This window comes from Pseudidiomarina indica (assembly GCF_900104245.1).
GTDB classification, from domain to species: domain Bacteria; phylum Pseudomonadota; class Gammaproteobacteria; order Enterobacterales; family Alteromonadaceae; genus Pseudidiomarina; species Pseudidiomarina indica.
In genome coordinates this window covers 93,092-113,061 of sequence record NZ_FMXN01000004.1, presented here as the reverse complement: position 1 = coordinate 113,061, position 19,970 = coordinate 93,092, and the positions used below count along the sequence as shown (strand labels likewise).

General features: G+C 49.8%; 21 protein-coding genes. 16 read left to right on the top strand and 5 right to left on the bottom strand.

What is annotated here, in order from left to right; all coding sequences use genetic code 11:
• Positions 1–23: 23 nt before the first annotated feature.
• On the bottom strand, positions 24–383 hold the full coding sequence (locus BLP64_RS04900; protein WP_092592344.1) for a hypothetical protein: 360 nt from the start codon (positions 381–383) through the stop codon (positions 24–26).
• Positions 384–478: 95 nt separating this feature from the next.
• Entirely contained in the window at positions 479–1,273 is a 795-nt protein-coding gene (locus BLP64_RS04895) for a flagellin N-terminal helical domain-containing protein (RefSeq protein WP_092592342.1), read from the bottom strand.
• Between the two features lie 243 nt (positions 1,274–1,516).
• On the opposite strand from BLP64_RS04895, the gene BLP64_RS04890 reads away from it, so the two are divergent.
• From BLP64_RS04890 to BLP64_RS04815, 16 genes are all read left to right on the top strand, one after another.
• Complete coding sequence (locus BLP64_RS04890) at positions 1,517–3,223, top strand: HD domain-containing phosphohydrolase (protein ID WP_092592340.1); 1,707 nt, start codon at positions 1,517–1,519, stop codon at positions 3,221–3,223.
• 115 nt (positions 3,224–3,338) lie between these two features.
• The gene (gene fliD, locus BLP64_RS04885; protein ID WP_092592338.1) at positions 3,339–4,703 is read left to right on the top strand and encodes a flagellar filament capping protein FliD; all 1,365 of its coding nucleotides are present in this window, start codon (positions 3,339–3,341) and stop codon (positions 4,701–4,703) included.
• A gap of 15 nt (positions 4,704–4,718) precedes the next feature.
• Positions 4,719–5,117, top strand: coding sequence for a flagellar export chaperone FliS (gene fliS, locus BLP64_RS04880; RefSeq protein ID WP_176754924.1), 399 nt, complete (start codon positions 4,719–4,721; stop codon positions 5,115–5,117).
• Between the two features lie 55 nt (positions 5,118–5,172).
• Positions 5,173–5,475 (top strand): flagellar protein FliT, encoded by a 303-nt coding sequence (locus BLP64_RS04875; RefSeq protein WP_176754923.1) that lies wholly within the window; start codon positions 5,173–5,175, stop codon positions 5,473–5,475.
• Positions 5,472–6,284 (top strand): flagellar hook-length control protein FliK, encoded by an 813-nt coding sequence (gene fliK, locus BLP64_RS04870; protein WP_092592334.1) that lies wholly within the window; start codon positions 5,472–5,474, stop codon positions 6,282–6,284. The genes BLP64_RS04875 and fliK overlap by 4 nt, the downstream gene beginning before the upstream one ends.
• The gene (locus BLP64_RS04865) at positions 6,277–6,579 is read left to right on the top strand and encodes an EscU/YscU/HrcU family type III secretion system export apparatus switch protein (protein ID WP_092592332.1); all 303 of its coding nucleotides are present in this window, start codon (positions 6,277–6,279) and stop codon (positions 6,577–6,579) included. Before fliK ends, BLP64_RS04865 begins: the two co-directional genes overlap by 8 nt.
• A gap of 141 nt (positions 6,580–6,720) precedes the next feature.
• The gene (locus BLP64_RS04860) at positions 6,721–7,020 is read left to right on the top strand and encodes a flagellar transcriptional regulator FlhD (RefSeq protein WP_092592330.1); all 300 of its coding nucleotides are present in this window, start codon (positions 6,721–6,723) and stop codon (positions 7,018–7,020) included.
• 35 nt (positions 7,021–7,055) lie between these two features.
• On the top strand, positions 7,056–7,598 hold the full coding sequence (gene flhC, locus BLP64_RS04855; protein WP_092592328.1) for a flagellar transcriptional regulator FlhC: 543 nt from the start codon (positions 7,056–7,058) through the stop codon (positions 7,596–7,598).
• A gap of 57 nt (positions 7,599–7,655) precedes the next feature.
• Complete coding sequence (gene motA, locus BLP64_RS04850) at positions 7,656–8,519, top strand: flagellar motor stator protein MotA (protein WP_092592326.1); 864 nt, start codon at positions 7,656–7,658, stop codon at positions 8,517–8,519.
• A gap of 2 nt (positions 8,520–8,521) precedes the next feature.
• Positions 8,522–9,406 carry a flagellar motor protein MotB gene (motB, locus tag BLP64_RS04845; protein WP_092592324.1) on the top strand — a complete coding sequence of 295 codons (885 nt, stop codon included), beginning with the start codon at positions 8,522–8,524 and terminating at the stop codon, positions 9,404–9,406.
• Between the two features lie 81 nt (positions 9,407–9,487).
• Positions 9,488–10,630, top strand: coding sequence for a flagellar biosynthesis protein FlhB (gene flhB, locus BLP64_RS04840; protein WP_092592322.1), 1,143 nt, complete (start codon positions 9,488–9,490; stop codon positions 10,628–10,630).
• Positions 10,627–12,711: a flagellar biosynthesis protein FlhA gene (gene flhA / locus BLP64_RS04835; protein ID WP_092592320.1), complete on the top strand. Its 2,085-nt coding sequence runs from the start codon at positions 10,627–10,629 to the stop codon at positions 12,709–12,711. The genes flhB and flhA overlap by 4 nt, the downstream gene beginning before the upstream one ends.
• The gene (flhF, locus tag BLP64_RS04830; protein ID WP_092592317.1) at positions 12,708–14,834 is read left to right on the top strand and encodes a flagellar biosynthesis GTPase FlhF; all 2,127 of its coding nucleotides are present in this window, start codon (positions 12,708–12,710) and stop codon (positions 14,832–14,834) included. The genes flhA and flhF overlap by 4 nt, the downstream gene beginning before the upstream one ends.
• Before the next feature lie 10 nt (positions 14,835–14,844).
• On the top strand, positions 14,845–15,312 hold the full coding sequence (locus tag BLP64_RS04825) for a hypothetical protein (RefSeq protein WP_092592315.1): 468 nt from the start codon (positions 14,845–14,847) through the stop codon (positions 15,310–15,312).
• Between the two features lie 5 nt (positions 15,313–15,317).
• The gene (locus BLP64_RS04820; protein ID WP_092592313.1) at positions 15,318–16,016 is read left to right on the top strand and encodes an RNA polymerase sigma factor FliA; all 699 of its coding nucleotides are present in this window, start codon (positions 15,318–15,320) and stop codon (positions 16,014–16,016) included.
• 84 nt (positions 16,017–16,100) lie between these two features.
• The gene (locus BLP64_RS04815; RefSeq protein WP_176754922.1) at positions 16,101–16,730 is read left to right on the top strand and encodes a YiaD family glycine zipper/OmpA-like lipoprotein; all 630 of its coding nucleotides are present in this window, start codon (positions 16,101–16,103) and stop codon (positions 16,728–16,730) included.
• On the opposite strand, the gene BLP64_RS04810 is transcribed toward BLP64_RS04815, so the two are convergent.
• The 3 genes from BLP64_RS04810 to BLP64_RS04805 form a co-directional block, all read right to left on the bottom strand.
• Entirely contained in the window at positions 16,731–17,888 is a 1,158-nt protein-coding gene (locus BLP64_RS04810; RefSeq protein WP_092592311.1) for a dicarboxylate/amino acid:cation symporter, read from the bottom strand.
• Positions 17,889–18,027: 139 nt separating this feature from the next.
• Positions 18,028–18,159, bottom strand: a complete 132-nt coding sequence (locus BLP64_RS10885; protein ID WP_233340110.1) for a putative transporter small subunit — start codon at positions 18,157–18,159, stop codon at positions 18,028–18,030.
• Positions 18,156–19,808, bottom strand: a complete 1,653-nt coding sequence (locus tag BLP64_RS04805; RefSeq protein WP_092592309.1) for a sodium:solute symporter family protein — start codon at positions 19,806–19,808, stop codon at positions 18,156–18,158. The genes BLP64_RS10885 and BLP64_RS04805 overlap by 4 nt, the downstream gene beginning before the upstream one ends.
• Positions 19,809–19,970: the final 162 nt, after the last annotated feature.

The window sequence follows — 19,970 nt, the reverse complement described above, 5'->3', positions numbered from 1 at the left end:
GGCAGCATGATCAGGAACTTAAATTATTCAGCACTAAGTTTAGCGCCTAATTCACTGACCTTGTTGTATAAGTTCACCGCGGCTTGCAGCGCGGTCTGTTCGGACTCAGTTAAATCCAGCACGGTGTTTTCCGGTAGTTGATCAACAGGTTGCAGGATAGGGGCGTAACGCTTGAGTAAGTGCTCCACATTCATGTGAATCATCAGCAGCTCCAGTTCAAACTCCTGCTGTAACTCTGTTAAGCGCGCTAATTCGATGGCGTCTGTGGTGCTGTCGATGGCTCGTGCGAGGCGTTTGCCAATAATAAACTCCACCGCATTGAGTTTCGGCAGCAAATCATTGAGCAAGGAATCGGTACTGATACGAGCATTGATGGCAAGCATAATGAAGCGACCTTAACGATGAGTGTGGGTACCGCTCAAACAAAACAGGCTCCCAAAGGAGCCTGTTGCATTGATGATTCCACTAAAAAGAGGAATTAACCTAACAGTGACAACACTGACTGTGGTACTTGGTTGGCTTGTGCCAATACTGAGGTACCTGCTTGTTGCAAGATTTGCGCACGCGTCATGTTTGACACTTCTACTGCGTAGTCAGCATCTTCAATGCGTGAACGTGCAGCTGACAGGTTAGTCATAGTTGTGCTGATATTGTCGATAGCTGATTCAAAACGGTTTTGTTTAGCACCTAAATCGCTACGTGCAACGTCGACTGCTTCAATCGCTACATCTAAGTCAGCAAGATCGTCTGTATCAACAGCGAATGTCCCCAATTTATAAGCTGTTGAATCTAGCTGTGCAATATTGATAACTTCGCCATCATTCGCGCCAACTTGGATATCAAAGCCATTGGCGTCGCCGTCAAATAACTTAATGCCGTTAAATTCCGCATCGTCAACCACACGGGCGATCTCTAATAAACGCTCATCAACTTCAGCTTGAAGCGCAGCAATGTCTTCAGCAGAGTTTGTTCCGTTGCGAGCTTGAACAGCTAACTCACGGATACGTTGTAAGTTATCGTTTACTTGATTCAAAGTACCTTCTGCAGTTTGAGCCAGAGAGATACCATCGTTTGCATTTCGCTGTGCTTGTGCAAGGCCACGAATCTGTGAAGTCATTTTGTTGGCGATGGCTTGGCCTGCAGCGTCGTCTTTAGCGCTGTTGATCCGTAAGCCAGAGGATAAACGTTCCATTGAAGTTTGCAGTGCAGACTGCGACTTCATCAGGTTTTGTTGACCAATCAATGAGGTCATATTGGTATTGATCACTGACATAGCTCTTTTCCTTCTGTTTCCAAAAAAGTAGGCTGTTTCCAAAGTGGGCAGCCAAGGTTGGCTTGCCGTCGCTAGAGGTTATCGGGGGGATTTAGAAAAACTTTAGGGCAATTTTAAAATAATATTCTGCCACTGCCGGCGCGGGTTGTTATATTAAAGAAACGCGTTGGGTTGCCGATAGTTGTGCTATATCGTCCCAAGGAACCCGAGTTGCAGATTGCATGAAAAGGAAAGGAGCAGCGCGTGAGCGACGCTAAGCAACCAACAAGCAACGACTTTACCCCCGTCAATAGTATTGTAGAACTGGCCACCTATTTTGAGGCGCTGAGCCAGCCTGGGGTGGCCGTGCTCACCTTATTAGGGCCGGCCGAGAAAGGTCATCCGGTGGTGCTGGTTGATCAACTTGAAGAAGACTACCTGCTGTTTGACCTGACCGCGATTCGCGATGTGGTGCCTTCATTACGGCGAGGCGGCAAGTTTATCTTGTCGGGGCACACGCCGGGTGGCTTGGTGCGCAGTAATCCGTTGGCGGTACGAGAGTTCTCGACGGTTGAAGGGCGTTTATTTGCTTATGTGGATTGGCCGCGCGAAATTTTCGTGAAGCAACGTCGTGCCAGCTTCCGAGCCAGTTTGAGGATTGGCATGGATGTGGGCGTGCTACTGCGGAGCACCGAAACCGATGACATGGCGCTGGTGGAATTACGGGGGGACTTAAAAGACCTGTCCGCCACCGGTTGCTTGGTCGAATTCTACATGCAAGACGGTGTGTCCCGAGTGCTGCCTGATTTAGCAACGGAAATTGAGCTGTATTTTCCCAACGGTTCCACCTTCCAAGTACAAGCCAAAGTACGCCATTTAAAAACGGACACCGATCGACAAGTATTGGCGGTGGGGTTTGAATTTGCTGATATTAGCAAAGCTCAAGAGCGGGAGCTGTGGGGCTATGTGCGTGAAATTGAACGGGAAGCCTCACGAAACGCCACCAGCGGCGACAAGCGCAGTGAATCAGAATTATTCCGTATTCGCGATGAAGATGATCAACGTTTAGGGCGTCGCCAGGCGCATACTTATGCCACCCCCATGGCACGGCGCATGGCGCGCATTGCTGGTTACTTGGATAGTCAAATGGTCATGCTCAAACAAGGGCAGCCCGTCAATGCCTACCAATTATCACAGAGTGCCGACCGCTTGCTGGATATGCTCGATGATGACCGCCAAGAATGTTTGTTTGCGGTGTATTGCGTGCAACGAGAATCGCGCTGGGTGAAACACGGGCTTGCGGTGGCGGTGCGATTGGGAGATTTGCTTCACTCGGTGAAGTTGCCACGAGAGGTGCGCAAAGCCTCGGTGGCAGCTGCCATGATGCATGATTTGGGCAAAGGCATGTTGGCACCTGAGCTGTGGCGTGCCACCACCCTAAGTTTGGATTTGTATAAAGAAATGCAAACCCACGTGCAAAAGCTGATGGAAAAAATGAGCGACGTGAAGTGGCTGTCGGATGTGATCTGTCAGAATGTGGTGGTGCAGATTAATGAACGCTTGGATGGTTCCGGTTATCCTCAAGGGTTAAAACACGAAGAGATTGGGCAGTTGGCGCGGGCGGCAGCCGTGGTGGATGCCATTGATGCCTTGCAACGGTCGCGGCCCGATCGACCGGCGTTATCAGCATTTGCGGCGGCGCGGTCCTTGCAAACCAAGTTGGATCAGTTTGACGAGGCTTGGGTAAAACGTTACCAGACCCATTTTGGAGTGTTACCCATTGGCTCCTTGCTGCGCTTCGAAAAAGGTGAATTGGCCTGGGTGGTAGGGTTGGACGCCCAACGGCGAGTGAGCCGAGTACGTCTGGCACCGCATAAAGGGCTACCCGACAGCAAATTGGGAGAAGTGATTGAAGGGGCTCGTCTAAAAGAGTTAGGGCGGATTCGGGATGTGTTAGTACCGGAACACTAAAGAAGCGGTCATGACCGCCGATAACGTTAAATAGACGACATTAATTGTGCTTTTTTACAGCTTTGTTTGCATATTTTTCAGGCAAGCTGTCACCATCGAAAATAGGGGTTTAATCATGGCATCAATTTCAGCTTTGGGGATTGGTTCAGGGCTTGACCTTAGTGGTCTTCTGAATCAGTTAGAAGCCGCTGAACGTCAGCGCTTAGTGCCCATTGTGCAACAAAAACAAAGCTATGAAGCAAAAATTTCAGCCTATGGACGGTTAGAAAGTGGGCTCACCAAGTTTCAAGACGCCATTAAGAAACTTGAAAAAGCAGATACCTACGGTGCCACGAAAAGCTCGGTCAATAATGACGTACTGTCAGTTGCAGCCTCGTCAAACTTAGCCCCAGGCACCTATAACGTCAACGTCAGCCAGTTGGCTCGTTCATATAGTGTGGCCACTCATGGCGTTGCTGATAAGAATCAAGCGTTAGGAAGCGGCCCAGGTGATGTGGTGCTCACCCTAGGTGATGGCACGGTGCATACCATTGAATTAGCCGATGGTAAAACATCGCTGGAAGATATCCGTCGCGCTATTAATAGCGCCCAGTCTGATGTTCAAGCATCGATTATTAATGATGGCAGCGGCACACCGCATCGGTTGGTGTTAAGTTCAGCCAAAACCGGTACTGATGCGGGCATCGCAAACATCAGTTATGGCGGTGCGTTAACCGGTCAGATTAGCATTGATACAGCGACGGAACTTACGGCGCAAAATGCGAGCTTCACCATAAATGGTATCCAGATCAGTAGCCAAACGAACCAAGTTGAAGGCGCTATCGAAGGGGTTACCTTAGCGTTAGCACAAGAAGGCACGGCCACCATCACCGTCAGCCGTGACCAAGACAGTATTGTTGACAGCATCAAAGGCTTTGTTGACGCGTACAACGAATTACAAAAAACGATTGCCAGCTTAAATCACTTCGATTCAAGCGGCGGTGCATCAGGGCAGTTGCTCGGCGATAGCGGTTTGCGCACAGTTCAATCGCAGTTGCGCCAAACAATGTCGGCAGCTACTGAAGGTACGGGAGCCTTTAGCCGGTTGTTTGAAGTTGGCATCGAGGTTGAATTAAACGGTCAGTTAAAACTCGACGAAGACAAATTACGCTCATTGGTTAACGACGATCTTAATGATGTGCGTGCGTTTTTCAGTGGTGTGAATGATGCCAAAGGGTTTGCCGCATTAACCAACCAGACCGTTGACAATTTATTGCACAAAGAAGGCCCGTTGGCGAGCCGTATTGAGGGCTTTAAAACCAGCATTAAACGCACCGAAGACCGTTACATGCGCGAAGAAGAGTTGATTTTAAATACGGTGGAGCGGTATCGGAAGCAGTTTGCTCAGATGGATAGCTTGGTAGCAACCATGAACTCGACCAGTGCTTATTTGCAGCAGCAGTTTTCGATGTTAAGTGCGCAATTGAATCAGAAGAAGTAAACGAGGTTTATTGCTATGTATGGGATGCGTGGAGCTGCAGCGTATGGGCGTGTTAGCGTAGAGAGCGATGTCTTCTCTGCGAGCCCACATAAATTGATTTCTCTGCTGTTCGATGGAGCGCAGAAAAATATCCGTGCAGCTCAGTTACATATTGAACAAGGGAATATTGCAGAAAAAGGCAAAGCAATCACCAAAGCAATCGATATTGTTCAGCAGGGCTTATTAGCGGCGCTGGATAAAGAGGTTGGTGGTGAGATGGCTGATAATCTTGAAGCAATTTATCTCTATGTGAGTGAGTTATTGCTGAAAGCTAATCTGCACAATGACGTCAATAAGTTGGCGGAAGCTGCTCATTTATTGAACGAGATTGGCTCGGCTTGGAAATCCATTCAACCACAGGCGGAAGAGGTCTAGGACAATGGCCAGCAGCCCCCCTCACTCAGCCCAAATGACACCGACGGAGGTCATCATGTCGTATCGAACATTACTACAGCATTCCAATCGGATGTTGGACAGCGTTCGCAATGAAGATTGGGAAGCGTTGATTGAGCTTGAGATTGAGTATGTTCGTGAGGTGGAGCGGTTGAGCCAGACGGAAGACCAGGTGGAACTAAATGAGGATCAGCAGTTAGAAAAGCTGACCTTACTTAGTGCTATTATGGAGCAAGACCGTGAAATTCGAGAAGCGCTGGTGGCGCGGCGTACCATGCTGGAGCAAGCCCTAACGAGCTTGAATACCAAGCAAAAACTTGAGGAAGTTTATCGCAATTGAGTAGCATTACGCCGTTACTGGACACCTTAGTTCAGCAGGTTGCTAAACAGCGCGCGAGTGTTGATTTGTTACCGCGCCATACCCTCCCTATTGCGCCCGTTCCTAGCCCGGCATCCACCACCGAATTTAGCCAAGCCGGGCAACAACTCCTACGATTAGCCACACTGATTCAAACCTTTCAGCAGCAACAACCGCCAACCCCACCTCAAGCGAACTTTATTCAGACTACCGCGCCACTGCTCGGGGATGCGAAGCTGGATGTGTTAACGTTAGTGACACGGTTGCAGCAGTTGGTCAAAAATTCTGGCATCTTCTATGAAGCCGCGGTGGCCCGCTGGGCTGCAGATAAGCTGCCCTTTAGCGAGGTGCGGCAACAGCCCCAAAACCTTGGGACTGGCCCGCAACAGTTGCCGAAGATTCAACAAATTTTAGGGCAGCAATTGGACTTGATCCAAACCGGGGTGCTGCGTATGGAGTTTGAACTGTGGCCGCAGGCGGTGCTGCAATGGTTGGTGCAACCCGAGGTGCCACCACTGGTTCAGCGCTGGCGCGATGAGCAGCGTCGTAAGCAAGGAGAAGCGGCCGAACCTCCAGCCTGGCATAGCGAGCTCAAACTCACCATGCCAGGGCTGGGAGAATTGCGAGCACAGTTGCGTTTCAGTGAACAGCGGCTAGCTATGCAGTTGCAATGTGCGGAGGAATGGCTGGACACATTGCAACAAGACACGGCATTGTTGGTGAAACGGCTCCGCGATAACGCGGGAGTGAGTATTGAGACGATTCAGGTGTTTAAGTTAACCGATGAGTGATGCTAAGTTACCTAAGTTGCCCGGCAAAAAAGCCGTTGCATTGCAGTATGAAGCATTTGCGCCGGCCCCTCGAGTCATCGCTAAAGGGGATGGTCTTGTCGCTAACAAAATAATCGAGTTGGCACAAGCGCATGGCATCTTTATTCATGATTCTCCTGATCTAGTCGACCTTTTGTCGCAAATAGATCTCGATGACTATGTACCACAAACGCTTTGGATTGTTGTTGCGGAATTGTTAATATGGGCCAAAGATATCGCTGACACCTCTCATAGCTCCGCTCGCACGCCTTCCTGATTCAATATCTTATTAACAAACATGTATGCTTTGTATCTAAAATAGCCCCACTTTTTTCATTGACTAGTTATGTTAAGATTTGCTAAAGATATAAGGATATAATTACAAAAATAAATCAAAGTGCGCTGGAGATTTATCCTCATGAGTCAGAATAAGACCATTTCTGAATTGCAGGAACTCAACTTAAGTTACTTGCTTTTAGTTCAGAAATTGCTCGTTGAAGATCGCGATACTGCAATTTTTCGCTTGAAAATAGATGCTGAGTTAGCTGATCTCATTGTTGAGATGTCTGTTCGAGAACTCACTACTTTAGCTCGCCAATCTCATAGTTTGTTGCAACCTAATTTTGGTGATGTGAGCCAGTTAAAGGCAATCCTCACCAATAAACGAGACACCGGCATGCAAGCGACGCATTTAGCCATGCATTTAGTCACCGCCTAATTTTTATTTGATTCGCATCACGAGGAAAAATCTTCATGACTGCCAAAAAGTTACTTGACGAATTGAATCAGGTAAAACTTGCAATTGAACTCATAGAATTAGGGGCGCGATTACAAGTACTTGAATCTGAAGTCAGTTTGAATAGAGGGCGGCTAGTCAGGTTGTACAAGGAGGTTGCGGGCAAATCCCCACCCAAGGGAATGTTGCCTTTTTCGACGGATTGGTTCATGACCTGGCAACCTAACGTTCACTCGTCATTTTTTTATAATATTTATGTTCGTTTACACCAAGAGCAGGGACTGGAACGTTTACCGGCGTTTATTAAGGCCTATCGGTTGTATCAAGAACACATTCAAATGAGCGGCGAAGAAGAAGTTTTGGCGTTAACACGAGCCTGGACGCTGCTGCGTTTTTTTGAAAGTGACATGTTCCAGTTGTCTCGCTGTGTCAGTTGTGGCCTAAATTTTGTGAATCATGCCCATACGCCTGATGACGATTATGTGTGTGGGGTGTGTCAACCGCCGTCGCGGGCAGGAAAACCGCTGAAGAAGACGACGAAAAAGCAAAATGAAATTTAAGTCACCACTATTGCAGCCGATATACCTAAAAGATGTTGATTGGAGAAGGATGAGGCTGTGTTAATCGCGATAGGATTTTTGATTGTACTGCTTTCAGTGTTTGGCGGCTTTGTCCTAACTGGCGGTTCATTGGGGCCGATTTTTCAACCGATAGAGTTACTCATTATTGGTGGTGCTGGGGTGGGCTCGTTTATTGCAGCTAACAATGGTAAAGCGATTACGGCAACCATTCGTTCATCTCGCCGCTTTTATCGGTCGTCAAAGTACAATAGAGAAACTTACCTAGAATTGCTGTCGGTCATTTATAAGCTACTCAATAAAATGCGCCGCGACGGCATGCTGGCGGCTGAGCGCGACATTGAATCCCCACAAGAAAGTACCATTTTTCAGGAGCACCCTGAAATTCTTGAAGATCCAATGATGGTAAACTTCATTGCCGACTATTTGCGCTTGATGATTAGCGGTAATATGGATCCGCAAGAACTGGATGAATTAATGCTGCATGAAATCGAAACGGTGGAAGATGAAGCCAGTATTCCAGCCGATGCACTCCACAAAGTGGGGGATGCTATGCCAGCATTCGGGATTGTCGCCGCGGTACTTGGGGTGGTGCGGGCCTTGAGTACAGCTGACGTGCCTCCAGATGTGATGGGGCAAATGATTGCCCACGCTTTGGTGGGAACCTTCCTAGGGATTCTGTTGGGATATGGCTTTATCACTCCATTAGCAACCCGAATTGAGCGCCAAGTGACTGAAATCGTTAAAACACTGCAAGTGATTCGCGTGACCTTGCTGGCGAGCATGCAAGGCTATGCACCGCAACTAGCGGTTGAATTTGGTCGTAAAGCACTCCACACCGCCGAGCGTCCTAGCTTCACTGAGCTTGAAGATCATGTTCGTGGGGCGAAAACGGAGGCTTAACCATGGCGCAAGTAGGCAGGCCAATCATTATTCGCCGCAGAAAAAAAAAGGTGAAGAAACACCATGGTGGCAGTTGGAAAATTGCCTTGGCCGACTTTATGACTGCTTTAATGGCGCTGTTCTTGGTGATGTGGATTCTTTCCATGTCCAGCGAAAATCAGCGCAAAAGCATTTCTGAATACTTTCGTACGCCCTTGTTAGTGTCTATGGTGGGTGGGGAAAGCAGTGGCAGCTCCTCCAGCGTGATCCCCGGCGGGGGGCCTGACTTCACCAGCAGTGAAGGGGAACAATTGCGCATTACTATGCGCCAGCATACCCGTCCTGCTGATATTCGGCGGCAGTTTTTTGATGTTCGTCGGAGCGTTGAAAATGCCATTCAAGCCGACCCAATTTTACAAACCTTACAAAATCAAATGCGCTTTGACATTACTCGCGAAGGGTTGCGCATTATGATGTTGGACACCGAAGCCAAGCCGATGTTTGAAATTGGTAGTGCCCGAATTGCTTCTTACATGGAACGCTTACTAAAAACCTTAGCCCCCTTACTGAATGAAATTCCGAACGCCATTACCATTAGTGGGCACACCGATAGCTTACCGTACGCTGGGGGGGAACTCGGTTACAGTAACTGGGAGCTTTCGGCTGACCGCGCCCATACCACTCGCAAAGTGTTGTTAGAAGCAGGCTTTGACTCGGAGCGGTTGCTCATGGTGATGGGAACGGCCGACCGCATTCCGCTGGAAGGGACAGCACCTGATGACCCTCGCAACCGACGTATCACCCTTGTGGTTCATACCGAGGAATCGGCTGAATTCATTCGTCGGCAAGGGTATTTCCCTCAAGATCACGGGCTCCACGCCGTAGACCAAGAAATAGCGCCTAATTAACCCGTTATTCTCCTCTTCATTGCCATTGGCGTTCAGGCATACTTGGGCGCAGTGTCCCTAAGTGTCACTTGATTACTAGCCATGGCAGAGAATCAAACAAGCGATCAGGAAAAAACAGAAGAACCCACGGCTCGAAGGCTGGAAAAGTCTCGAGAAGAAGGTCAGGTTGCGCGATCGCGCGAGCTGACCACTTTTGTGATCTTGTTCGGCGGTGTGTTGATGCTGTGGTCCATGGGCAGTAGCTTGTACAACAACTTAGGCTTGATGATGGAGCAAGCGTTTTCGTTTGAACGCTTGCAAGTGTCAGAAGCGGGCCCCATGTTGCAAAACGTGTTAGAACTGGGCCAGGTGGCCTTGTTCAGTTTGTTGCCATTGTTTGCCGTGATGTTGTTGCTGGCATTGGTGGCCCCAGCATTGCTCGGTGGCTGGGTGGTCTCGGCCAAAGCCATGGCGCCAAAATTTGAAAAGCTGAACCCGTTGAAGGGACTCAAACGAATTTTCTCCACCCAAGCCTTGGCAGAGTTGGGTAAAGCTATTGCGAAGACCTTGCTGGTGGGGTCGGTGTTAACGCTGTTTTTATGGCAACAACGCCAGTCATTCATGCGGCTCATGAGCCTTGAGGTGAAAGAAGCCTTAGGCGAGGCCATGGGGCTTGCCGCACTTGCTTGTTTATTGATGATTCTCACGCTGATTGTGGTGGTGGCATTTGATGTGCCCTATCAAATGTTTACCCACAAGAAAAAGCTGCGCATGTCGAAAGAAGAGGTGAAGCGTGAAAACAAAGAAACCGAAGGGGATCCGTTTGTAAAAGGGAAAATTCGGCAGCAACAACAAACCATGGCACGGCGCCGGATGATGAGCGAAGTGCCGAAAGCGGACGTTATTATCACCAACCCGACTCATTATGCCGTGGCGCTTCAGTATGATGAGCATGGGATGGGGGCACCCAAAGTGATTGCGAAGGGGACGGAATTGGTCGCACAGAAAATTCGCGAAATTGGTGATGAACACCAGGTTCCCCGCTTAGAAGCACCTGCATTAGCTCGGGCATTGTATGCGCATGTTGATTTAGGGCGAGAAATTCCAGCGGCATTGTACACAGCTGTCGCTGAAGTACTCGCTTGGGCGTTCCAGTTAAAACGAGCTCGCCAAGGCATCGCCATGATGCCGCCAACCCCGAAAAATATCGAAGTTCCTGAGGATTACGAGGTGGCAGCACCATGAAATTAAGCATGACGGGATTAGCAAAATCATTACAAGGCGCCCAGCTGCAGTTGCTGGTGGGGCCGATACTGATCTTAGTCATTTTGCTGATGATGGTGGTACCGCTACCGCCTTTTGCACTGGATTTTTTCTTTACCTTTAACATCGCGCTTTCCTTGATGGTGCTACTGGTGGCAATGTTCACTGAAAAGCCACTTGAGTTTGCTGCGTTCCCGGCGGTGTTGCTGTTTTCTACACTGCTGCGGTTGTCACTCAACGTTGCATCCACACGTGTCGTGCTGATGGAAGGTCACAACGGCGGTGACGCCGCTGGTAAAGTGATTGAAGCTTTCGGCCAGTTCTTAGTTGGCGGTAACTTCGCAGTCGGCTTAGTCGTGTTCTTAATTTTGGTGGTGATTAACTTTATGGTTATCACTAAGGGTGCAGGGCGGATCGCAGAAGTTGGTGCGCGTTTTACCCTCGATGCGATGCCCGGTAAGCAAATGGCCATTGATGCGGATTTGAACGCAGGCTTGATCGGTGAAGATGAGGCACGCCGCCGCCGCCAAGATGTGGCGCAAGAAGCCGAATTCTACGGCGCCATGGACGGTGCTAGTAAGTTCGTTCGTGGTGACGCGGTGGCAGGCATGGTGATCATGGTGGTCAACATTATTGGCGGTCTGATTATTGGTGTCATGCAACACGATATGAGCGCCGGTGATGCCGCGCATACCTATATTTTGCTGACCATCGGTGACGGTTTAGTCGCACAAATTCCTGCATTGATTATTTCTACCGCGGCCGGGGTAACAGTATCACGGGTTAACACCGAACAAGACGTGGGCCAACAGTTGGTGAAGCAGTTGTTCGTGAGCCCCAAAGTGCTCTTTCTAGCCGGGGGAGTGATTGGTCTGCTTGGGTTAATTCCGGGCATGCCCAACTTTGTCTTTTTACTGTTCACCTCCTTGTTGATCGGGTTTGGTTGGTACTTGCAAAAGCATCAAGCGAAACAAGCAGCAGCACAACAAGCGGAAGAGGCGATGGCACCCGCACCCTCGTTTAGTGCTCCTGAAGCCAGCTGGAATGATGTGCAGTTGGTGGACACGCTGGGCATGGAAGTGGGCCATCGGTTAATTGGCTTGGTGGATGATAACCAGCAAGGTGAACTGCTAGGCCGTATTAAAAGTGTGCGCAAGAAATTCGCTCAAGAAGTTGGGTTTTTGCCACCGGTGGTGCATATTCGCGATAATTTAGAATTGTCGCCCAACACCTATACCATCACCCTGAAAGGGGGGGAGATTGGGCGTGCAGAAATTCATCCAGAACGTTGGCTGGCCATTAATCCGGGGCAAGTGACGGGCGATATTGAAGGCATTCAAACCACGGACCCTGCCTTTGGGTTACCGGCCAAGTGGATTCCGCAAGATCAACGGGAGCACGCTCAGATTTATGGGTACACCGTGGTGGATGCCAGCACCGTGGTGGCCACTCATTTAAACCATTTGCTTCAACGTTATGCAGCTGAGCTCTTGGGGCGCCAAGAAGTACAGCAGTTGGTGGATAAACTCACCCAAGAAAATAAAGCCTTGGTTGAAGATGTGGTACCTAAATGTGTGACCCTTACGACCTTGCAACGAGTCTTACAGAACCTGTTGGATGAAGACGTCTCGATTCGAGACCTGCGCACTATTTTCGATACCTTGGCGGAGTTTGAAGGGCAGCAAGCTGATGCCCACGAACTGACCGCACGTGTACGGATTTCGCTGGGCCGCAACATTGTGCAGAAGTGTTTTGGTGGCGCACGTGAATTGAAAGTGATGGGCTTGGATGCGGGGCTTGAGCAGATGTTAAGCCAAGCGTTGCAACAAAATAGTTCGTTAGAGCCCGGTTTGGCGGTGACCATTCAGGAACAAACGCAACAAGCCATGCAGCACGGGGAAGCCATGGGGCTGCCACCGGTGTTAGTGGTTCCTCATGCTTTGCGTCCGCTGTTATCGCACTTCTTGCGGCGCCAGTTACGTGACCTTGTGGTGTTATCGCAAGCCGAAATCCCTGATGATCGTACCATTCAGGTGGTGAGCGTGATTGGAGGGCAAGCATGACCATTCAACGCTTTAAAGCCGATAGCCAACGGCAAGCCTTACGTCTTGTGCGGGAAGCACTGGGCGACGACGCGGTGATTATTACCTCACGCAAAAGTGGCGCAGAGGTTGAAATTTTTGCCATGCGTGAAGCTGACCTCGACCTGCTTGAAAATGGGCCGACGGCCGCGCCAGAGCCTGCGCCAAGTTCTGAGGCGCCGATGCCACCCATGGCACAAGCCATGGAGCAACTGATGGCTGACATGCAGGCCATGCGCAATTTGTTGCAACAGCAGCAGGGAGAGCCAGTGAGTGACGATAATCGCCAACGACTCTATCGACATTTGCGCAGCGCCGACTTTAGCGATGAATTAGCACAGCAATGTGCTGATTTGTTACCGGCCCATTTAAATCATCAATCAACGCCTTATCAAGATGTGCAAACCTGGTTAAAGCAGCAACTTGCGGCGCGGATTGCGCATCAAGGAGAGTTGGAACCCAACGAATGGCAGTTGTTGCAACACCAAGGGGTGATTGCGCTGATTGGGCCAACCGGGGTAGGGAAAACCACCACCACCGCCAAGCTTGCCGCGAATTACGTGATCCAACATGGCAATGACAGCTTGTTGTTGGTGACCACCGATAGTTATCGAATTGGTGCCCAGCAGCAATTGGCTATTTATGCCGAATTGTTGGAGGTGGAAATGCATGCATTGGCTGATGGTGAAGGTCTCGAAACCTTGGCTGACAAAATGCGTGGCAAACGTTTGGTGTTGGTGGATACCGTGGGCATGAGCCAACGGGATCAGCGCTTGGCGCAAAAGATAGCGGCATTAGCCAGTGAGTCCTTCCGCGATAAAACCCGTTTGGTACTGCTATTGAATGCGGCCTCTCAGCCAGCGACTTTGGATGAAGTTGCACGAATTTATCAAGGCATTGGTCGCGAAAATGGCCTCAGTGTGCACGATTGTATTTTGACCAAATTGGATGAGGCGGGTCGTGTTGGGGCCATTGTCGATACAATTATTCGTTACCAATTACAAATTTTGGCGGTATCCGTGGGGCAACGGGTACCAGAAGATTTATGTGCCCCCAATATTCATCAGTTGATTGATGATAGTCTGGCCAGCGGCACGGCAACGGCCCATTGGATTACTCCGGCCGAACCGCCACGTGCCGACGAACGCGTGGTACCGAAGCAAGTATTCGCTCACGGCAAGGTGATTCAAGCGGTAATGCAAACCTTGCAACTGCGGTTGGGTGGCTTTCGACGGTTGGCACAATGGTGGTGCGACCCCCAGGATGACGGCAGCCCGTTCGTTGCGGTGGATTTCGCTGAATTGGAGCCTGAGGTTGTGCGCTGGGCAGCCCCGCAGCCGTTACAAGGGTGGCAGCATTTAACGCCGCATTTAACCCTGTGCGCGGAGGGCTTGGTGCAGTTGCCGCCAGTCTTGCAAAGCGGTGACCTTACCCCCACAACAGCAGGGGTGCAGTTGTTTGATTATTTGCCCGAACTGTCGGTACTGATCGTTTTAGACCAGCAACAACGAGGTTGGTTAGCGCTCATGAACGTGAATCACCGGGTCTACAGCGAAGGTCGTCAAGTGTCGGTGCAACAATGCATGACCCAACAGCGGATTCCCTTGAGTCGCCAAACTATTTTATATCGCGGCGAACGCCGCCGGCTGGAACTCAGCATTGCTGCCGCACAACTGACCGAGCAAGGCCCCGTTTATCAGTTGATTCACGGTGCGTTGCATGGCGGCGCGGGGAAAAACCCGATTCAACGCCGGTATTGGTTAGTGGACGGTCAGTGCAGTGCCGAGCAAGTGGTGGCGCGGGTGACCATGATGCTGCAAACCGAAGAATATGCACGCTTAACACGATTAGCGTGGCGTCAATTGCATGATGTCTGGTCTCATTTAAATGCCGAGGAGCTGCACGGGGTTGCCGCTGCGATTGCCGCCGCAGTGGTTCATCTGGAGTATCATCCCAGTGCGGAGTTTGCGTCATTGCGCGGCGACTTGTTTAGTTTGAGTGGCAAACGCGGCAGGGTACAAGGTGATAAACTGGTCCCAGCGCTCATTCATGTGTTAAATGCTTATGCGTCGCTGCAAGCGGCAGGACGACAAGTTGAGTGGTAAAGGAAGTAGCATGACAGATCAAGCAGCGGGCTTACGCCAGTGGGCCGCGAAAAGTAAATCAGTAGAATCGACATCACTACAGGTTAATAGCGAGCTTGAGCACGTGGTCGTGTTAGGATTACCGGCCTTAGATAAAGCTCAAGCAACTCGAGCGGTTGAGGTGTTTCAACGTTGGGCCGAGCAAGGCAAAAAGTGGGTAGGTGATCCCAACCATTGGCGCATTATCCCGGTTGCCTCAGATTACCCGGAGTTGAATGAGCTGGCGCAAACTTATCCACGTTGGGCGTTATGGATCGATCAGGATTTAGATAGTTTCCAGCGCGCGTACGAGGCATTAAAAGCGGCTCACCATGCACAAGGGCCCAAGCAAATGATTGCATTATATCCACCGATGCAGTCTCGACGGGGCTTATTGAGTCATGTTCAGCAAGTCGCAAAAAGTTATTTTGATATCGATCTCTTGGTAATTTCAGGCTAAGAATCATGTATACAGCAGACGGTAAAATCAATCGTAACAGTGTCATCGAGCAGTACCTCCCCTTGGTACGCCGGCAGGCGTTTAGCCTGAAAGTAAGGTTGCCGTCTGGCGTTGATGTGGAAGATTTAATCCAAGCCGGGGTTGAAGGGTTGTTAAGCTGTGTGGACCGCTTTGATACAGAGTCGGGCGTCGCTTTTTCGACCTTTGCGCATCAACGGATTCGTGGTGCAATGATTGATGAGCTGCGCAGTCGTGATTGGCTGCCGCGCAGCGTGCGCCGTAGTGGTCGCGAATTGGAAGCAACCTTACGACGCCTTGAACAAGAGCTAGGACGCCCGCCAGAAGAGCGGGAAATGGCTGCTGCGTTAGAAATGAGCCTAGCGGACTATCAGCAACTGTTGCTGGATACCAATAATGGCTTGGTGCTGTCTTATGACGATGTGTTAACCGATAACCCGACTTTAGAAACCAGTGATGAAGAAACACCTGAACCAGAGGCGCAGGTGAGTGCGGACCAATTGAAACAACGGCTCATGGAAGCCATTGAGGCGTTACCAGAACGCGAAAAGCTGGTGATGACCTTGTACTATCAAGAAGAACTCAACCTCAAAGAAATTGGTGCAGTATTGGATGTGACAGAATCACGGGTGTCACAATTACATAGCCAAGCCATTAAGCGCATTCGTGCGCGCCTTGCTGACTAACGTTAATTTGACGCAAACCCACCGCAGCTGCAGCTCCCCTATGCTAGAGTTAAACTCATACAACACTCTGTAAAGGAGCTTATCATGATGAAGAAATTAACCCTTGCGGTCGCTGTATCGACCTTAGTCGTCAGCGGCTGTGCCAATATGAGTAATACCCAAAAAGGCGCAACAATTGGCGCTGTGGCCGGAGCGGTGATCGGGAAAGGAACTGGTGACCACGATAAAAGCCGTTATGTTTGGGGGGCTGTTGCGGGCGCGTTGGCGGGAACCGCTATTGGTGCCTATATGGATAAGCAAGAGCAGGAATTCCGTGACGAGCTGGCCGGCAGTGGCGTTCAGGTGATTCGTGATGGCGATAGCATTCGTTTGCAGTTGCCAAGCAACGTGACCTTTGCGGTGGATAGCACCACCATTGCCAGCAACTTCAATCCGGTGTTAGCGGATGTGGCAAAAGTGCTGAATCGCTATGAGAAAACCACACTGATGATTGAAGGGCATACGGACAGTACCGGGAATGCTTCGTATAACCAGCGGTTATCAGAAAATCGAGCCTTTTCGGTGCGGAATCATTTGATTAGTAATGGTGTTGACCAACGTCGCGTGACCACCATTGGTTACGGAGAAAGCATGCCTATTGCTGATAACAACACAGAAGCAGGACGGCAGCTCAACCGTCGAGTTGAGCTGCGCATTGTGCCGAATCAGGCGTAATTAATCCGCTTTGTTGGCGGTGGCGCTTTCACTGACAAAGAGTGCAATGGCGCCATCGCCGGTAATATTACAGGCAGTACCAAAACTGTCTTGTGCCATGTAAAGTGCAATCATTAAAGCAATTGCCGTTTCCCCAAAGCCCATCATCGATCCCAACAAGCCGATAGCTGACATCACCGCACCGCCAGGCACTCCCGGTGCCGCAAGCATGACGACCCCTAACATAAGAATAAAGGGCAGGATGTCGAAGAATGATGGAATCTCCAGTGCGTTATGCAGGAACATGACAGCAACCGTGCAGCTAACAATGGTGATGGTTGAGCCAGCCAAGTGAATGGTGGCGCAGAGAGGGACTGCAAAGTTAGCGACATCTTCGTTGACTTGGTTGGCTTTGGTGCAGCGCAAGGTCACTGGGATGGTGGCCGCACTGGACATAGTCCCAAGTGCAGTCACATACGCAGGTAACATGTTTTTAATTAGTGAGGCTGGATTCTTGCCGGCTTTTAAGCCCGCCAGCGTGTACATTGCAATAATGTAAACCCAATGCAAAATCACCGCCATGAGGAGCACGAACCCGAAAGTTTTGAGGGTATCGAACACCGTTCCAGCCGCAGCCATTTGGGCAAAAACTCCAGCAATATAGAAGGGTAATAACGGGATAATGACCTTGCCGAGCAGCAATTCAATAATGTCGCGCCCTTGATCGGAAAGTTGCTTGAACTGGGCGGCGCGAGTGGCAGCAATCCCTAGGCCAAAAATAAAGGCCAGAGCGAGCGCTGTCATAATATCAAACACAGGGGGGAGCTTCAGGGTAATGAAGGACTCCAACAAGGCACCAGAGCTCGACTGCGTGCCATTCGCAACGTCACCAAGTAGGGGAACCACGGCACTGGCAATGACAAAAGCAAAAATACCGGCGGCAATGGTCGATATGTAGGAGATCGCCAAGGTACGACCTAACATCCGCCCAGAATTTTGGGGCAATCCTGCGATACCACTCGTAATAAAGAACAAAATCAATAACGGAATGGTAAAGAATAGCAGTTGACCAAACAGCTCTTTAAAGGTCAGTAGTAGCTGAATGACCCCGTCAGGGGTGTATAACCCAATTAAGGTTCCAGCCACTATCCCCAAAATTAACTTAATAATTAAACCCATGGTTGTTCTCTCTGTATTTTTCTATGGTTGTTGTTTCCCTGGAAAACTTGGCGAGTATAACACGGGTCAAAGCGCATGGAACGGAGATGGGTAAAAAGCACTCAGGCAAAGCGTTGGGGCTTTGCCTGAGTGGAAAGGATTAAACGATGTCACGACCCGTGCGTTTGGAGTGAAGGTAGTCACGCACGGTGGCACCCACAATGACGGCGAGTACCGCCAAAGAAATAATGGGCCAGATTAAAATGTAAGAAGTAAGAAACGTTAAACTCATGATTGATGCTCCATGGTTGGGGTGTCGTAATCACGGACACGTTCGTTGATTTTCTTAAAGTCAAAGCGCTGATCAGCCGCTAAGCTCATGCCAACACAAACCAGGGTGCTGACGCCGTAAGCGGTGAGTGATGCTAATAGCACGGTGTATTCGCGCAAGGCGCCGACACAGAAATAGGCAAGCACACAGGCAACTAGGGTACCGATAACAAAACCAACGGTACGTCCGAAGAATCCAAATGCCATCAAGCCAATCACGACGCCGCCACCAACGGCAGCAACCAGCTCGAAAAACACGCCGACAACACCAGTTATTGGAATGAGTGAGAAGCGGACCACACAGAATAGTAGGACGGCCAAAATCACCGACCAAGCAAAGGCCTTATCGGTGACACGGTTCCAGAAGGTGCTGGCAATCACAGGGAACACAATCGCACCCCATAACGCACCGACAAATACCAACATCACTAGAATATCCAGAGCGAGACTGGCAAGCACGATACCGATGGTGGTGGCCACGATCATGGTCAGGCGCCCAATAAACAGCATCTTGCGCGGATCCGGATTATTTTTTGCGATGTTCTTACCGTAAATATCCGCCATGACAATGGCTGATAGCGCACATAAGTCAGCATCAGCGGTGGATGACAGTGACCCGATCACCAAAATAAAGAACAACATAATGAAACCAGCAGGCAGGTACAGTGACACCATTTGCGGAATAATGTTGTTCATATTGCCATCGAGCGGCTCTACACCAGCCAATAATGCCATCAGGCCAATCATCCCTAAGCCAATCACAATACCGCCGTAACCAATGGTAGCAGTTAGGAAAGTGGGTTTAATATGGTCTTCACGAACGGCGAATAGACGCTGTGAAATGGTTTGGTTGCCAATGGAGTAGGCCAGTACCGCAACAAAGAAAGGCGCTCCTTGTTTCAAGAAGGCTTCTTTGGAGAAAATATTTGCTTGCTCTGGCGTTAAGCGATCAAAGTTGGCCATTAACTCTGAGGGACCGCCCATAGCGAACAAGACAGCTGGGATAATAAGAATGGCAATGGTCATCATGGCAACCAGTTGGGCGAAGTCAGTAAGTACAGAAGCTCGAAATCCTGACCATAGGGTGTAACTCAGCACTCCGACACCGGCAATAATGACACCTGCTTGAAACGGCAAAGGCGATAACACCGACACCAAGGCACCGGCGGCGGTAAAGTTCACCATTAAACTAATGGCACTGCCAAGAATGTTAGAGCCGGCCAAAATCAGCTGGCTGGATGAGCCGTGACGAGCATGGATCAGTTCACCAAGCGTATGGGCATTGGGCGCTAATTTACGAAAACGACGACCAAAGGGGTAGATGAATAAAATCATCAAAGCACCCCACATGCCGTAATGTAACGGGCCAGATATCCCGTAGGTATAACCTGACGTGGCAGCGGCATAAAACGAAGCGGCCCAAATCCAAGTGGCTGTCATACTGGCTGCTCCCATCCCAAAGTCAATGGAACGGTTGGATACCATAAATGCGTCGGTATCTTCGTTTTTCTTCTTAATGCATAACGTCAGTAAATAGGTTCCACCGTAAAATGCGAGCAGTAGCAGTAATACGGTGGCGATAGAAAACTGATGAAGACTGGCTTCTTCCACGAATAGGCCTCCTCAAAAAAGTGGATAACAGAGAGTTATTTCAATGAGATTGTTTGTTGCAGACGAGGCAACGAAGAAAAAAGCTTACGTAGGATTACTAACCGGTAGCGTTAGACGCAACTGGTGAGTTGAGCAGTAGATTCGTTTGGAGAAAAAAGTAGG

Excerpts from the sequence above, each read along its gene's own strand:
- BLP64_RS04900 (WP_092592344.1), bottom strand. The coding sequence starts at position 383 with ATGCTTGCCATCAATGCTCGTATCAGTACCGATTCCTTGCTCAATGAT.
- BLP64_RS04895 (WP_092592342.1), bottom strand. The coding sequence starts at position 1,273 with ATGTCAGTGATCAATACCAATATGACCTCATTGATTGGTCAACAAAAC.
- fliD (WP_092592338.1), top strand. The coding sequence starts at position 3,339 with ATGGCATCAATTTCAGCTTTGGGGATTGGTTCAGGGCTTGACCTTAGT.
- fliS (WP_176754924.1), top strand. The coding sequence starts at position 4,719 with ATGTATGGGATGCGTGGAGCTGCAGCGTATGGGCGTGTTAGCGTAGAG.
- BLP64_RS04875 (WP_176754923.1), top strand. The coding sequence starts at position 5,173 with ATGTCGTATCGAACATTACTACAGCATTCCAATCGGATGTTGGACAGC.
- BLP64_RS04865 (WP_092592332.1), top strand. The coding sequence starts at position 6,277 with ATGAGTGATGCTAAGTTACCTAAGTTGCCCGGCAAAAAAGCCGTTGCA.
- BLP64_RS04860 (WP_092592330.1), top strand. The coding sequence starts at position 6,721 with ATGAGTCAGAATAAGACCATTTCTGAATTGCAGGAACTCAACTTAAGT.
- flhC (WP_092592328.1), top strand. The coding sequence starts at position 7,056 with ATGACTGCCAAAAAGTTACTTGACGAATTGAATCAGGTAAAACTTGCA.
- motB (WP_092592324.1), top strand. The coding sequence starts at position 8,522 with ATGGCGCAAGTAGGCAGGCCAATCATTATTCGCCGCAGAAAAAAAAAG.
- flhB (WP_092592322.1), top strand. The coding sequence starts at position 9,488 with ATGGCAGAGAATCAAACAAGCGATCAGGAAAAAACAGAAGAACCCACG.
- flhA (WP_092592320.1), top strand. The coding sequence starts at position 10,627 with ATGAAATTAAGCATGACGGGATTAGCAAAATCATTACAAGGCGCCCAG.
- flhF (WP_092592317.1), top strand. The coding sequence starts at position 12,708 with ATGACCATTCAACGCTTTAAAGCCGATAGCCAACGGCAAGCCTTACGT.
- BLP64_RS04825 (WP_092592315.1), top strand. The coding sequence starts at position 14,845 with ATGACAGATCAAGCAGCGGGCTTACGCCAGTGGGCCGCGAAAAGTAAA.
- BLP64_RS04820 (WP_092592313.1), top strand. The coding sequence starts at position 15,318 with ATGTATACAGCAGACGGTAAAATCAATCGTAACAGTGTCATCGAGCAG.
- BLP64_RS04815 (WP_176754922.1), top strand. The coding sequence starts at position 16,101 with ATGATGAAGAAATTAACCCTTGCGGTCGCTGTATCGACCTTAGTCGTC.
- BLP64_RS04810 (WP_092592311.1), bottom strand. The coding sequence starts at position 17,888 with ATGGGTTTAATTATTAAGTTAATTTTGGGGATAGTGGCTGGAACCTTA.
- BLP64_RS10885 (WP_233340110.1), bottom strand. The coding sequence starts at position 18,159 with ATGAGTTTAACGTTTCTTACTTCTTACATTTTAATCTGGCCCATTATT.